This window comes from Streptomyces sp. 130 (genome assembly GCF_007096885.1).
In the GTDB taxonomy this organism is placed as follows: domain Bacteria; phylum Actinomycetota; class Actinomycetes; order Streptomycetales; family Streptomycetaceae; genus Streptomyces.
The window spans coordinates 74449-87357 of sequence record NZ_VJNO01000030.1 but is presented as its reverse complement, the minus strand read 5'-3'; the positions used below and the strand labels follow the sequence as shown (position 1 = coordinate 87357).

Genomic DNA, 12909 nt, shown 5'->3' with positions numbered 1-12909 from the left:
CGCCGCCGACACCCGGCCCCCGGCGGGGCCGCCCCCGCGCGGGCCCGCCGGGGCGGGGGGGCCCCGGGCGGGCGCCTGGGGCGGCGCACCCGCGGGGGGGGGGGGGGCCGGGGGCCCCCCGCCCCTCCTCGTACGTCCGGCGCGCGCTCAGTCCCGCGGCAGGCCCAGGACCCTGGCCTCCAGATACTGCTCCGGCTGCTCGTACTGGCTGACGGCGGCCGGGTTGTAGCGGGGCGTCTGCCGGGACCAGTCGAGATTGCCGCGCATCCAGCTGCGCATGCCGTCGAGATACGGCTCCAGCATCGGCGCCAGCTGCGGATACGCCTCCAGCAGCTCGCGCTCCGCCGCCAGGAAGCGCTCCGTCTCGACGGCGATCTGCGCGCAGACGTGCTCCAGCGCCCGCTGCTTGCCGTAGCCGCGGTGGTGGCGGACCAGGTGGACGAGGTTGTGGATCTCGCCGAGCACCTGCTCCTTCTCGTACGAGTACACGTCATTGGCCCAGCAGACGTGGTTGCAGGACGCTTCGAGGGCGGTGATGAACCGGCGGTCGTTGTGGATCGAGGAGGGCGCCTCGATGCCCGCGACGATCTCTATCAGGTCCATGCAGACGATGATCGCGCCGGTGTGACGGCGCTTTTCTATGTACAGCTCCTCCGACGGCACCACGCCCGCCGCCCGGTTCCCGGCCTCCCAGGTGGTGGCGGTGGTGAGGTACTTCTTCAGGTGCCAGGCGAACCTGCGCCGCCAGTGCACCGCCGCGGTCGGCGTCGTACGTTGCCACAGGTCGATGAGGGCGACCACGGCGGCGGGCAGCTCCTCGTTCTCCAGGACGCCGGTGCGGGTGCCCTCGATCACCGCCAGCATCACGGCGACGACGTCCCGCACCCGCTCCGGGCTGCGGCCGAGGTGGCCGTCGTCGAGCTGGTCGTCGACGAGGAAGAGCCAGACGAACCAGTCGGCGACCAGGTCCAGATTCTCACTGTCGGCGGTCGGGTAGACCATGCCGACGAACGCGCCGAAGTCGGCCTGCTCGAAGCGCTCCCTGGCCGAATCCCGCTGCACCAGGCCGGTGTTGCGGGTCCAGGTGTCCAGATGCTTCCGTACGTGGCCGACGTGCGGGTTCGTCCGCTGGGGGAACGGGCAGTAAATGTCCGGCAGTTCGTTCTCCACGGGCGGGTCGTGATCCTCTCCGGTCGTACGGGTGACGGAAGTTGAGCATGATCCGTCCGTTCCTCCGGGGCGTTGTGGTGACCCACGGGACCTGCGGGTTTGAAGCTACCTGACCCCCTGTCACCAGGTCCAGGGCAGATGATCGGGAATGGTTGAAAGCCGTTCGGGTAAGGTCTCCGGGTAAGGCAGGTGGCACTTGCCCGGGACTCCCGCAGCGGTTCCTTCGTAGGAACATACGAGCACGGGAGTCATTTGCTGTGTCTTCGTGGAAGCGACCTGCGCCATTTCGTATGAAAAAATGAGTGTTATGCGTTTTCTTGAGCCCGGCACCGGTCGCTATACAGAGTCCCCCTCGGTCCCGTACGACCTCACGTACGACGACGTCTTCATGGTCCCGGGCCGGTCGGCGGTCGGATCGCGCCAGGGTGTCGACCTGGCCTCGCCCGACGGCAGCGGCACCACCATCCCCCTGGTCGTCGCGAACATGACCGCGATCGCGGGGCGCCGGATGGCCGAGACCGTCGCCCGCCGCGGCGGACTCGTGGTCATCCCGCAGGACATCCCGATCGAGGTCGTCACCGACGTCATCTCCTGGGTCAAGACGCGCCACCTGGTGCTCGACACGCCGATCGAGCTGTCGCCGGGCCAGACCGTCGCCGACGCGCTCTCCCTGCTGCACAAGCGCGCGCACGGCGCCGGAATCGTCGTGGACGCCGACCGCCGGCCCGTCGGCGTGGTCACCGACCACGACCTGTCCGGCGTGGACCGCTTCACCCAGCTCTCCGAGGTCATGTCCAAGGACCTGGTCGTCCTGGACGCGGACATCGACCCGCGCGACGCCTTCAACAAGCTGGACGGCGCCAACCGCAAGCTGGCCCCCGCCGTGGACGCGGACGGCCGTCTCGTCGGCATCCTCACCCGCAAGGCCGCCCTGCGCGCCACCCTCTACACCCCGGCCACCGACGCGGCCGGCAAGCTGCGCATCGCCGCCGCCGTCGGCATCAACGGCGACGTGGCCGGCAAGGCGAAGCAGCTCCTCGACGCCGGTGTGGACACCCTCGTCGTGGACACCGCGCACGGCCACCAGGAGTCCATGATCAACGCGGTTCGCGCGGTCCGGGCGCTGGACCCGCGGGTGCCGATCGTGGCGGGCAACATCGTCGCCGCCGAGGGCGTGCGCGACCTCATCGAGGCCGGCGCGGACATCATCAAGGTCGGCGTCGGACCCGGCGCCATGTGCACCACCCGCATGATGACCGGCGTGGGCCGCCCCCAGTTCTCGGCCGTGCTGGAGTGCGCCGCCGAGGCGAAGAAGTACGGCAAGCACGTCTGGGCCGACGGCGGGGTCCGCCACCCGCGCGACGTGGCCATGGCGCTCGCGGCCGGCGCGTCCAACGTGATGATCGGCTCCTGGTTCGCCGGTACGTACGAGTCCCCGGGCGACCTCCAGCAGACCGCCGACGGGCGCTTCTACAAGGAGTCCTTCGGCATGGCGTCCGCGCGCGCCGTGAAGAACCGGACCTCCGACGAGTCCGCGTACGACCGCGCCCGCAAGGCGCTCTTCGAGGAGGGCATCTCCACCTCGCGGATGTTCCTGGACCCGGCGCGCCCCGGCGTCGAGGACCTGATCGACTCGATCATCGCGGGCGTCCGCTCCTCCTGCACGTACGCCGGCGCGGCCTCCCTCGCCGAGTTCGCCGAGAAGGCCGTCGTCGGAGTCCAGAGCGCCGCCGGCTACGCGGAGGGCAAGCCGCTGCACGCCAGCTGGAGCTGACCCGTGGTCTACTGCCGGGGGGCGGCCGGTGCCGCCCCCCGGCACAGTCATGCCCGGCTCCGTCCGTGCCCCGCAGAGAAGTGACCCGTACGACGTGCGACTGAACGACCTCGACGAACGCATCGTCCACGCCCTGGCCGAGGACGCCCGCCGCTCCTACGCCGACATCGGCGCGATCATCGGCCTGTCCGCGCCCGCCGTGAAGCGCCGGGTGGACCGGCTGCGCGCCGAGGGGGCGATCACCGGCTTCACCGTACGGGTCGACCCGGCCGCGGTCGGCTGGGAGACCGAGGGGTACATCGAGATCTACTGCCGCCGCAACACCTCCCCGGACTCCATCAAGCAGGGCCTCGCCCGCTACCCCGAGGTCGCCTCCGCCTCCACGGTCACCGGTGACGCGGACGCGCTGGTCCAGGTCTTCGCGGCGGACATGCGCCATTTCGAGCAGGTGCTCGAGCGGATCGCGGGGGAGCCCTACGTGGAGAGGACGAAGTCCGTGCTGGTCCTCTCGCCGCTGTTGCGGCGGTTCGCTCCGGGGCCCCCGGGGTAGCGGCCGTCCGCCGGGCGGACCGGGGCGGCGGCACGGGCCGGGCCTCGGCCGCGCAACGAATCGCCGCGTACCGCCCGGACCGCGCAACGGATCGGCGGTCGGTGCGCAACGGTCGCGCCTTGTCCGGGCCGAACGGCTGAACGTACCGTTTCCACGTCCCCGCTCCGCCCGTATCGCCCGAGGTCAGCCATGCCGCCGTTGCGCACCGCCCTGCTCCAGAGCTCCGGGCGTCCCGGCTCGGTCGCCGGCTCCGTCGAGCTGCTGGCGGACGCCGCCCGGCGCGCCGCCGCCACCGGGGCCCGGCTCCTGGTCTGCCCCGAGCTGTACCTCACCGGGTACGCGATCGGCGACGACGTCCCCCGGCTCGCCGAGACCGCCGACGGGCCCGCCGCCCGCGCCGTCGCCGGGATCGCCGCACGGCACGGGATCGCCGTGCACTACGGCTACCCCGAGCGCGAGGGCGACACCCTGTACAACTCCGCGCAGCTCATCGGCCCGGACGGCACCGCGCTCGCCAACTACCGCAAGACCCACCTCTTCGGGGACTTCGAGCAGCGCTGGTTCACCCCCGGCGGGCAGCCCGTGGTCCAGGCCGAGCTGGGCGGCGTCCGCATCGGCCTGCTGACCTGCTACGACGTCGAGTTCCCGGAGAACGTACGGGCGCACGCCCTGGCCGGCACCGACCTGCTGCTGGTCCCGACCGCGCTGATGCACCCCTTCTCCTTCGTCGCCGAATCCCTCGTCCCGGTCCGTGCCTTCGAGAGCCAGCTGTACATCGCGTACGTCAACCGCACCGGCCCGGAAGGCGCGTTCGACTTCACCGGGCTGAGCTGTCTGGCCGGTCCCGACGGCACGGTCCGCGCCCGTGCGGGGCGCGGCGAGGAACTGGTCACCGCCGATGTCGACCCCGGCCTGCTCGCGGACTCCCGGGCCGCCAACCCGTATCTCCGCGACCGCCGCCCCGGCCTGTACGGCTCCCTCGTCTGAGCCCGCACACCCCTTCCTTCGTCTCCGCCCTTCCGTCCGAGGAGTCCCCGCCCCATGACCGCCGTGCCCCCCGCCGTCCAGCACACCGAGGAAGCGGCCCCGCCGATCACCATGTTCGGGCCGGACTTCCCGTACGCGTACGACGACTTCCTCGCCCACCCGGCGGGGCTCGGCCAGATACCGGCGACCGAGCACGGCACGGAGGTGGCCGTCATCGGCGGCGGGCTCTCCGGCATCATCACCGCGTACGAGCTGATGAAGATGGGCCTGAGGCCCGTCGTCTACGAGGCCGACCGCATCGGCGGACGGCTGCGCACCGTCGAGTTCGAGGGCTGCGCCACCGACGGCGAACCGCTCACCGCCGAGATGGGCGCGATGCGCTTCCCGCCCTCCTCGACCGCCCTCCAGCACTACATCGATCTGGTGGGCCTGGAGACGAAGCCGTTCCCCAACCCGCTCTGCCCGGCCACCCCGTCGACCGTGGTCGACCTCAAGGGCGAGTCGCACTACGCCAGGACCATTGATGAACTCCCGCAGGTCTACCGCGATGTGATGGACGCCTGGAACCGGTGTCTGGAGGAGGGCGCCGACTTCTCCGACATGAACCGGGCGATGCGCGAGCGCGATGTGCACCGGATCAGGGAGATCTGGTCCCGGCTGGTCGAGAAGCTGGACAACCAGACCTTCTACGGCTTCCTCTGCGACTCCGACGCCTTCAGGTCCTTCCGGCACCGCGAGATCTTCGGCCAGGTCGGCTTCGGCACCGGCGGCTGGGACACCGACTTCCCCAACTCCATCCTGGAGATCCTGCGCGTCGTCTACACCGAGGCGGACGACCACCACCGCTCCATCGTCGGGGGCAGCCAGCAGCTTCCGCTGCGCCTGTGGGAGCGCGAGCCGCGGAAGATCACGCACTGGCCGCTGGGGACCTCGCTGTCCTCGCTGCACGGCGGCGAGCCGCGCGGGGCCGTCACCCGGCTGAACCGTACGGCCGGCAACCGGATCACCGTCACCGACGCCTCCGGGGACATCCGCACCTTCCGGGCGGCCGTCTTCACCGGGCAGTCCTGGCTGCTGCTCTCCAAGATCGACTGCGACGACGCGCTCTTCCCGATCGACCACTGGACGGCGATGGAGCGCACCCACTACATGGAGTCGTCCAAGCTGTTCGTGCCCGTCGACCGGCCGTTCTGGCTGGACGAGGACGAGGCCACCGGCCGCGACACCATGTCGATGACGCTGACCGACCGGATGACCCGGGGCACGTACCTCCTGGACGACGGGCCGGACCGGCCCGCGAGCATCTGCCTCTCCTACACCTGGTGCGACGACAGCCTGAAGTGGCTGCCGCTCTCGGCGGCCGAGCGGATGGACGTCATGCTGAAGTCGCTCGGCGAGATCTACCCGAACGTCGACATCCGCGGCCACATCATCGGCAACCCGGTCACCGTCTCCTGGGAGAACGAGCCGTGGTTCATGGGCGCCTTCAAGGCCAACCTGCCCGGCCACTACCGCTACCAGCGGCGCCTGTTCACCCACTTCATGCAGGACCGGCTGCCCGCCGACAAGCGGGGCCTGTTCCTGGCCGGTGACGACATCTCCTGGACGGCCGGCTGGGCCGAGGGCGCCGTGCAGACCGCGCTGAACGCCGTGTGGGGCGTGATGACCCACTTCGGCGGCGCGACCGACGCGACCAATCCCGGGCCCGGCGACCTCTTCGACGAGCTGGCCCCGGTCGAGCTCCCGGAGGACTGAGCGGGCGGGGGCCCCGGTCACGCGTCCGTGGCCGGGGGCTCCTTGTCGTAGGCCGACGTGCCCGAGTCGAGCAGCGGCTCCTGGGTCTTGAGGTGCGCCGGGGCGAAGGCGCGCAGCACGTGGTAGCCGGTGATCACGACGATGGTGCCGAGGGCGATCCCGCTCAGTTCGAAGTTGTCCGTGATCTTCAGGCTGACCCCGCCGACGCCGATGATGATGCCCGCCGCCGCCGGCACCAGGTTCAGCGGGTTGCGCAGGTCCACCTCGGCGTTCAGCCAGATCTGGGCGCCGAGCAGCCCGATCATGCCGTACAGGATGACCGTGATGCCGCCGAGCACCCCGCCCGGGATCGCCGCCACGACCGCGCCGAACTTCGGGCAGAGGCCGAAGAGCAGGGCGAAGCAGGCGGCGGCCCAGTAGGCGGCGGTGGAGTACACCCGGGTCGCGGCCATCACGCCGATGTTCTCGGAGTACGTGGTGTTGGGCGGGCCGCCCACCGCCGTCGACAGCATCGAGGCGGCGCCGTCCGCGGCGATCGCCGTGCCCAGCTTGCCGTCCAGCGAGCGGCCGGTCATCTCGCCGACCGCCTTCACATGGCCGGCGTTCTCCGCGATCAGGGCGATCACGACGGGCAGGGCGACCAGGATCGCCGACCACTCGAAGCTCGGCGCGTGGAACGAGGGCAGCCCGATCCAGTCCGCCTTCCCGACACCCGAGAGGTCCAGGCGCCAGTGGTCGACCGACTCGGTGCCGCCGGCGGGGGAGTGGATCTTGCCGAAGACCCGGTCGAGCAGCCAGGACAGGACGTAACCGAAGACCAGCCCCAGGAAGATCGCGATCCGCGAGAAGAAGCCGCGCAGGCACACCACGGCCAGACCGGTGAACAGCATCACGAGCAGGGCCGTCCACTGGTCCTGCGGCCAGTACGTCGAAGCGGTCACCGGCGCCAGGTTGAACCCGATGAGCATGACCACCGCGCCGGTCACCACCGGCGGCATCGCCGCGTGGATGATCCGCGCGCCGAACCGCTGCACCGCGAGACCGGCCAGGAAGAGCACCACGCCGACCACGAAGACCGCGCCGGTCACCACCGCGCTGTCGCCGCCGCTCGCCCGGATCGTCGCGGCGACCCCGACGAACGAGAGCGAGCAGCCCAGATAGCTCGGCACCTGGCCGCGCGTGGCCAGCAGGAAGACGGCCGTCGCGATGCCCGACATCATGATCGCCAGGTTGGGGTCGAGCCCCATCAGGACCGGCGAGACGAACGACGCGCCGAACATGGCGACCACGTGCTGGGCGCCGAGCCCGAAGGTGCGGGGCCAGGAGAGCCGCTCGTCGGGGCGGACCACCGCTCCCGGTGCGGGCGTCTTCCCGTCGCCGTGCAAGGTCCAGCGCACGCCGAGGCCCATGGTTGCTCCCTGTGTGTAGGTGCGTGAGCCCGTGCCCGCCGGGCACGGCGCTCGTCGCGGAAAAGATCAGCGCCATGGTAGTGCCGCCCGGCCCGCGCGCCCCGGCCGGACCCACCCGTTCCGGTTCGCCGGTTCCGCGGCGCCCGGGAGCGGGGTCAGACGCGGGGCTCGGCCGCCGCCGCGTCCCGCACCGCGCCCCCGGCCGCCGGCTTGCGGTCCCCGGCCCGCCGCCCCCCGGCCCCCCGCACCAGGCCGAACGCCAGCACCGTCACCAGGCCGAACGACGCCACCAGCGAGGTCGCCTCGGCCAGCGAACCGATCGCCGACGGGGCGATGAGGCCGGAGGTGTACGTGATCGTCGCGACGCCCGCGATCGCCTGGGCCGGCTTGGGCCCGCTGCGCCCGGCCGCCGCGAAGGCGAGCGGGACCACCACGGCGATGCCGAGCCCCATCAGCCCGAACCCGCACATCGCGAGCGCCACGTGCGGGGCGGTGACCACCAGGACCCCGCCGGCCGTGGCCAGGACGCCTCCGGCCCGTACGGTGCGCACCGCGCCGAAGCGGTCGACCACCCGGTCCCCGGCGATCCGGGCGACCGCCATCGTCAGCGCGAACGCGGTGGTGGCCACCGCCGCGACACCGGCCGAGCTGTCCAGCGTGTCCTGGAGGTAGACCGCCGACCAGTCGAGGCTGGCCCCTTCGGCGAACACCGCGCAGAAGCCCACCGCACCGATGATCAGGGCCGACCTGGGCGGCAGCGCGAAGCGCGGCGGCGGCTCCTCGTCCGGCTCGCTGCGCAGGTCGAACACCCACTGGCAGGCGGCCAGGCCGAGCAGGGTCAGCACCACGGCGGCTGTCACGTGGTGCAGCCGGGCGTCCGTGCCCGCGTGGGCGGCGACCGTGCCCGCCGCCGACCCCAGCAGGGCGCCCACGCTCCACATGCCGTGCAGCCCGGACATGATCGACTTGTCGAGCCGGTTCTCCACCTCGACCCCGAGCGCGTTCATCGCCACGTCGGACATGCCGGACGAGGCCCCGTACACGAACAGCCCCGCGCACAGCGTGAGCAGGTTGGGGGCCAGGGCGGGCAGGGCCAGCGACAGCGTCCACAGGGCCAGCAGCCCGCGCAGCGCGGTCCGCGCGCCGAAGCGGTGGCTCACCGCGCCGGCCAGCGGCATCGCGACCGAGGCGCCGATCGCGGGGAAGGCCAGCGCGAGGCCCAGCTGGCCCGCGCTCACGCCCGCGTGGTCCTGGATCCAGGGCACCCGGGTGGCGAAACTGCCGGTCACCGACCCGTGCACGGTGAAGACCGCCGCGATGGCGTACCTGGCCCGCCGCACCTCCTTGGTGCCGAAGACCGTAGCCGTGGATGTGGTTGTCATACCGCCGTGCCCTCCCCTGAAGTCCTGTTCCACGATGCGGGTGATGATGCGGGCGTTAAACTATCAGGAACCCTGCCTGATAAATAGACCGACCGCACGCCTCCGGTTCGGCGGTGATCTGGAAGGATTCCGGCATGCCCGCATCACCGAGCACCGCCCGGGCCATCAACGACCGGCTCGCCCTGCGGCTCCTCCAGCAGGACGGTCCCCTCACGGCCACGCAGTTGAAGACCCTGACCGGGCTCTCCCGGCCCACCGTCGCGGACCTCGTGGAGCGCCTCCGGGGCGCGGGTCTGATCCACGTCGTCGGCGAGACCGGGGCCGACCGCCGGGGCCCCAACGCCCGGCTCTACGGCATCGTCGCGGACCGCGCGCTGCTGGCCGGGCTCGACGTGCGCACCGCCGGCGTCGCCGTCGTCGTCGCCGATCTGCTGGGCGCGACCCTGGCCGAGGCGACGTTGCCGGTCGGCGAGGCGGAGGGGGACGACGCCGTGGAGCGGGCCGTCGCGCTCCTGGCGGACACCGTCCGCAACGCGGGGAGCGCACCCCTGCACAGCGTGGGCATCGGCGCGCCCGGGCTGATCGACCCCGTCACGGGGGAGCTGCGGGACAGCAACGGGCTGCCGTCGTGGCACCGCAGCCTGGTCCGGGCGCTCCAGGAGCGGCTGCCGGCGACGGTGCTGGTCGAGAACGAGACGAACCTCGCCGCCGTCGCCGAGCACCGCGCCGGCGCGGCCCGCGACCACGACACGTTCGTCCTGATCTGGCTCGGCCACGGGGTGGGGGCGGCGGTCATGCTCGACGGAAAGGTGCGCCGGGGGGCCTCGGGCGGCGCGGGCGAACTCGGTTTCCTGCCGGTCCCGGGCACGGCCGGCACGCCCTCGGCCGTCAACTGCGAGGGGGGTCTGCACTCGCTGGCCGCCTCGGCGCCGCTGTGCGAACTGGCCGCCGAGCACGGGATCGCCGTCACGGGGGAGGGGCAGGAACCCGGTGCGGCGGCGGCCGTCCGGGCGGCGCTCGCGGGGGAGGGCGACGGCGAGGGCTTCCTCGGCGCCCTGGCCGACCGGATCGCGCTGGGCGCCGCCGCGGTGGCCTCGGTCCTCGACCCCGGGCTCGTCCTGCTCTCCGGCGAGGTGGGCCACGCGGGGGGCGGCGCGCTGGCCGCGCTGGTCGAGGAGCGGCTGGCCGCGATGTCCCCGCTGCGCACCGGGGTGCGGGCGGGTCTGCTGGGCGGCACGGCGGTCCGCCGGGGGGCGCTGCTCGCGGCGCGGGACGCGGCGCAGGACGCGCTGTTCGCGCCCGGCGCCTGATCCCGGACCGGGGCGGGCCGGCGCCTGACCCCGGACCGGGGCGGGCCGGCGACCGGGCCCGCGGCCGGGGCGGAACCCGCGCGCGGGCCCGCCCCGGAGGGGTTCAGCAGGCGCCCAGGTCCTGCCAGACGCCCCACTGACCGGTGGAGCCGGGCTTCTCGCCCTTCGTCCACCACTTCGCCTTCCACTGGTGGCCGTCCTGGCTCACCGTCGTACCGGCGCCGTACTCGGTGCTCGCGCTCCACGCCGCGGCCGTGCAGGTGCCGCCCGACGGGTCGGGGCTCGGGCCGGTGGAGCCGGACGGGCCGGGCGTCGGCGTCGAGCCGGTGTCCGGCTCGACCACCGTCGTGCCCCGGGCCAGGTCCGCCGCCAGCGCGTAGGACCTGCCGCCGAACGTCACGGTCCAGTTGGACGGCGTGGACGTCGGCAGGTAGTACACGAAGTCGACCTGGACCGACGCGCCCGGCGCCAGGGTCTGCCAGGACGGCAGCTTCAGCGAGACGCGGTTGTAGTCGCCCTTCAGCCCGCCGACGTTGTTCGCGGCGGTGTGGTCACTGCGCACGATCGTCGTGCCGAAGCCCGACTGGTCCTTGGCGTTGGCGGGCGCCGAGGTGGAGTAGTCGAACTGGAACTCCGTGCCGCCGGGCAGCGTCGCCTTCGTGTGGTTGGTGATCGTCAGCTTCGGGCTGATCGGGTAGTTGGAGTCGCCCAGCGGGAACTGGCCGAAGGAGACGTCGATGTCCAGCGCCTGCGTCGGCAGGTCGATCGTGGAGCGCTTCGCCCCGTACGGCGCGGCCTTCCTGAAGGTGTCGTACATGGTCGAGGTGAGCGTGGAGCCGGGCTCGTACTGGCCCTTCTCCGCGTTCCAGCCGTAGTCGCCGGCCAGCTCCCAGATCATCGTGCCGCCGATGCCCTTGTCGGCCACGTAGTCGGCCTTGGCCCGCACGGACTGCTCGTCCTCGGTGGAGAGGAAGACCTTCTTCTCGGCGTTCCAGAGCCACGGCGCGACCAGCGTCGAGTCGTAGTTGCGGACGTAGGTGCCGGTCAGCTTCGTGTCCGCGGGGAACCCGTAGTCCGTGACGTAGTCACCGACGACGCCCTTCTCCAGGTTCTTGGCGTGCCACATCGGGTTGGACCCGGCCGGCGACTCCTTGCCGTTGGTGTCCAGGTCGTGCCAGAGGTTGTCGATGCCGACGGCACCGTCACCGCACTTGGTCAGCCCCGCGCCGGCCGGGCAGTCGGTCGAGGCCGCCCTGCCCCACAGGCCGTTGGTGCCGCCCTGCACGTTCTTGAAGCCGCGGGTGTAGTACGGCAGGCCGATGTTGATACGGCCGGACGGCATCGAGCCGCGGAAGTAGTGGTAGGCCCAGTCCGTGTTGAGGTAGCCGGTGCCGCCGTACTGCGAGGTGGAGTAGACGCTCGCCTGGGCGAGCTCCGCGTCCTTGCCGTCGTCGAAGAGCGCGGCGTTGGGGCCGACGTACTCGTTCCAGGCGCCGTGCAGGTCGTACGACATGATGTTGACGTAGTCCAGGTACTTCTGGACCTGGAACGTCTCCATGCCGCGCAGCAGGTAGCCCGACGAGGGGGCGGCGACGCTGAGCAGGTAGTGGTGGCCGTCGGCGGCGGAGGCCCGGTCCAGCTTCTCGCGCAGGGTCTTCATCAGCGCGGCGTAGCCCTTGACCAGGCCGGCGCGGCGGGCGTTGGACAGCGTCCAGTCCAGCGGGTTGCCCGCGTCCTTCATCGTCGTCGGGTACTCGTAGTCGATGTCGACGCCGTTGAATCCGTACTTCCGGACGAAGTCGACCGCCGAGTCGGCGAAGGTGTCGATCCCGGCCTGGTTGACCGAGCCGTCGGCGTTGGTGGCCATCGAGTAGAAGCCGCCCGACGCGACCCGCTCGCCGTCGTCGCCGAAGTAGCCGCCGGTCTCGGCCCAGCCGCCGACGGAGACCATCGTCTTCACGTTCGGGTACTGCTTCTTGAACTTGTTCAGCAGGTTGAAATGGCCCTTGTAGGGGAGGTCCGGGTCCATCTCGGCGCCCTTGACGCCCGGCCAGGTCATGCCGGTGGAGGCGTTTTCCGGCCCATCCGCGCCGACCGAGAGCTTGTTGGCCCCGTCGACGTGGGCGAAGGCGTAGTTGAGGTGGGTGACCTTGTCCCAGGGGATGTCGGAGGCCAGGTAGGCGGGCTTGCCGTCCTTGCCGGTCCGCCAGTTGGTGAAGTAGCCGATGACGCGCCGGGGGTGGTCGGCGCCCATCTTCTCGCGGCCCTCGGAGTCGTACACGGAGCAGTAGGGGACGGAGACGCCGGGCGTCTCGTAGAGCCCGTCGGGGCGGCAGGACTCCTGGTCGGCGGCTTGCGAGGGGGCCGCGGAGAGCGAGCCGATCAGCAGCGCGGCGACGCCCGCGCCGGCGGCGAGGAGCGAGGCTCTCGCACGGGTGGGGGACAGCACGTTCGGTTCCTCCTGGGGAGGTCGGCAGAACACAACTGAACAAAGGGGGGTGGGTCGTGCCTGGTCCCGGGCGTGCGCACACCGCGGAACCGCTCCTCGGAGGTGACGCAGAGATTAAGAGGA

General features: G+C 71.9%; 9 protein-coding genes. 5 read left to right on the top strand and 4 right to left on the bottom strand.

What is annotated here, in order from left to right:
• Window positions 1–147: 147 nt before the first annotated feature.
• Window positions 148–1170 (bottom strand): terpene synthase family protein, encoded by a 1023-nt coding sequence (locus tag FKN01_RS23380; RefSeq protein ID WP_143623733.1) that lies wholly within the window; start codon window positions 1168–1170, stop codon window positions 148–150.
• A 307-nt stretch (window positions 1171–1477) separates the two neighbouring features.
• Here FKN01_RS23380 and FKN01_RS23375 point away from each other — a divergent pair, with 307 nt between their 5' ends.
• The 4 genes from FKN01_RS23375 to FKN01_RS23360 all read left to right on the top strand — a co-directional run bounded on the left by FKN01_RS23375 (window position 1478) and on the right by FKN01_RS23360 (window position 6236).
• A complete protein-coding gene (locus FKN01_RS23375) occupies window positions 1478–2944 on the top strand; it encodes a GuaB1 family IMP dehydrogenase-related protein (protein WP_143623732.1) in 1467 nt (488 codons plus the stop codon).
• 94 nt (window positions 2945–3038) lie between these two features.
• Window positions 3039–3494: an Lrp/AsnC family transcriptional regulator gene (locus tag FKN01_RS23370; protein ID WP_143623730.1), complete on the top strand. Its 456-nt coding sequence runs from the start codon at window positions 3039–3041 to the stop codon at window positions 3492–3494.
• Window positions 3495–3683: 189 nt separating this feature from the next.
• Entirely contained in the window at window positions 3684–4481 is a 798-nt protein-coding gene (locus FKN01_RS23365; RefSeq protein ID WP_143623729.1) for a carbon-nitrogen hydrolase family protein, read from the top strand.
• A 54-nt stretch (window positions 4482–4535) separates the two neighbouring features.
• Window positions 4536–6236, top strand: a complete 1701-nt coding sequence (locus FKN01_RS23360; RefSeq protein WP_143623727.1) for an NAD(P)/FAD-dependent oxidoreductase — start codon at window positions 4536–4538, stop codon at window positions 6234–6236.
• 17 nt (window positions 6237–6253) lie between these two features.
• Here the strand turns inward: FKN01_RS23360 and FKN01_RS23355 are convergent, their stop codons facing one another.
• Window positions 6254–7645: a uracil-xanthine permease family protein gene (locus FKN01_RS23355; RefSeq protein WP_143623725.1), complete on the bottom strand. Its 1392-nt coding sequence runs from the start codon at window positions 7643–7645 to the stop codon at window positions 6254–6256.
• Window positions 7646–7800: 155 nt separating this feature from the next.
• A complete protein-coding gene (locus tag FKN01_RS23350; RefSeq protein WP_143623723.1) occupies window positions 7801–9027 on the bottom strand; it encodes an MFS transporter in 1227 nt (408 codons plus the stop codon).
• Window positions 9028–9161: 134 nt separating this feature from the next.
• Between FKN01_RS23350 and FKN01_RS23345 the strand changes: the two genes are divergently transcribed.
• Window positions 9162–10337 (top strand): ROK family transcriptional regulator, encoded by a 1176-nt coding sequence (locus tag FKN01_RS23345; RefSeq protein ID WP_143623721.1) that lies wholly within the window; start codon window positions 9162–9164, stop codon window positions 10335–10337.
• A 103-nt stretch (window positions 10338–10440) separates the two neighbouring features.
• Here FKN01_RS23345 and FKN01_RS23340 read toward each other — a convergent pair whose 3' ends face one another.
• Window positions 10441–12786: a chitinase C-terminal domain-containing protein gene (locus FKN01_RS23340; protein ID WP_143623719.1), complete on the bottom strand. Its 2346-nt coding sequence runs from the start codon at window positions 12784–12786 to the stop codon at window positions 10441–10443.
• Window positions 12787–12909: the final 123 nt, after the last annotated feature.

What these genes read in the sequence shown, in the direction of transcription:
- FKN01_RS23365 (WP_143623729.1), top strand. Translation starts at nt 3,684, where the DNA reads ATGCCGCCGTTGCGCACCGCCCTGCTCCAGAGCTCCGGGCGTCCCGGC.
- FKN01_RS23375 (WP_143623732.1), top strand. Translation starts at nt 1,478, where the DNA reads ATGCGTTTTCTTGAGCCCGGCACCGGTCGCTATACAGAGTCCCCCTCG.
- FKN01_RS23345 (WP_143623721.1), top strand. Translation starts at nt 9,162, where the DNA reads ATGCCCGCATCACCGAGCACCGCCCGGGCCATCAACGACCGGCTCGCC.
- FKN01_RS23355 (WP_143623725.1), bottom strand. Translation starts at nt 7,645, where the DNA reads ATGGGCCTCGGCGTGCGCTGGACCTTGCACGGCGACGGGAAGACGCCC.
- FKN01_RS23350 (WP_143623723.1), bottom strand. Translation starts at nt 9,027, where the DNA reads ATGACAACCACATCCACGGCTACGGTCTTCGGCACCAAGGAGGTGCGG.
- FKN01_RS23360 (WP_143623727.1), top strand. Translation starts at nt 4,536, where the DNA reads ATGACCGCCGTGCCCCCCGCCGTCCAGCACACCGAGGAAGCGGCCCCG.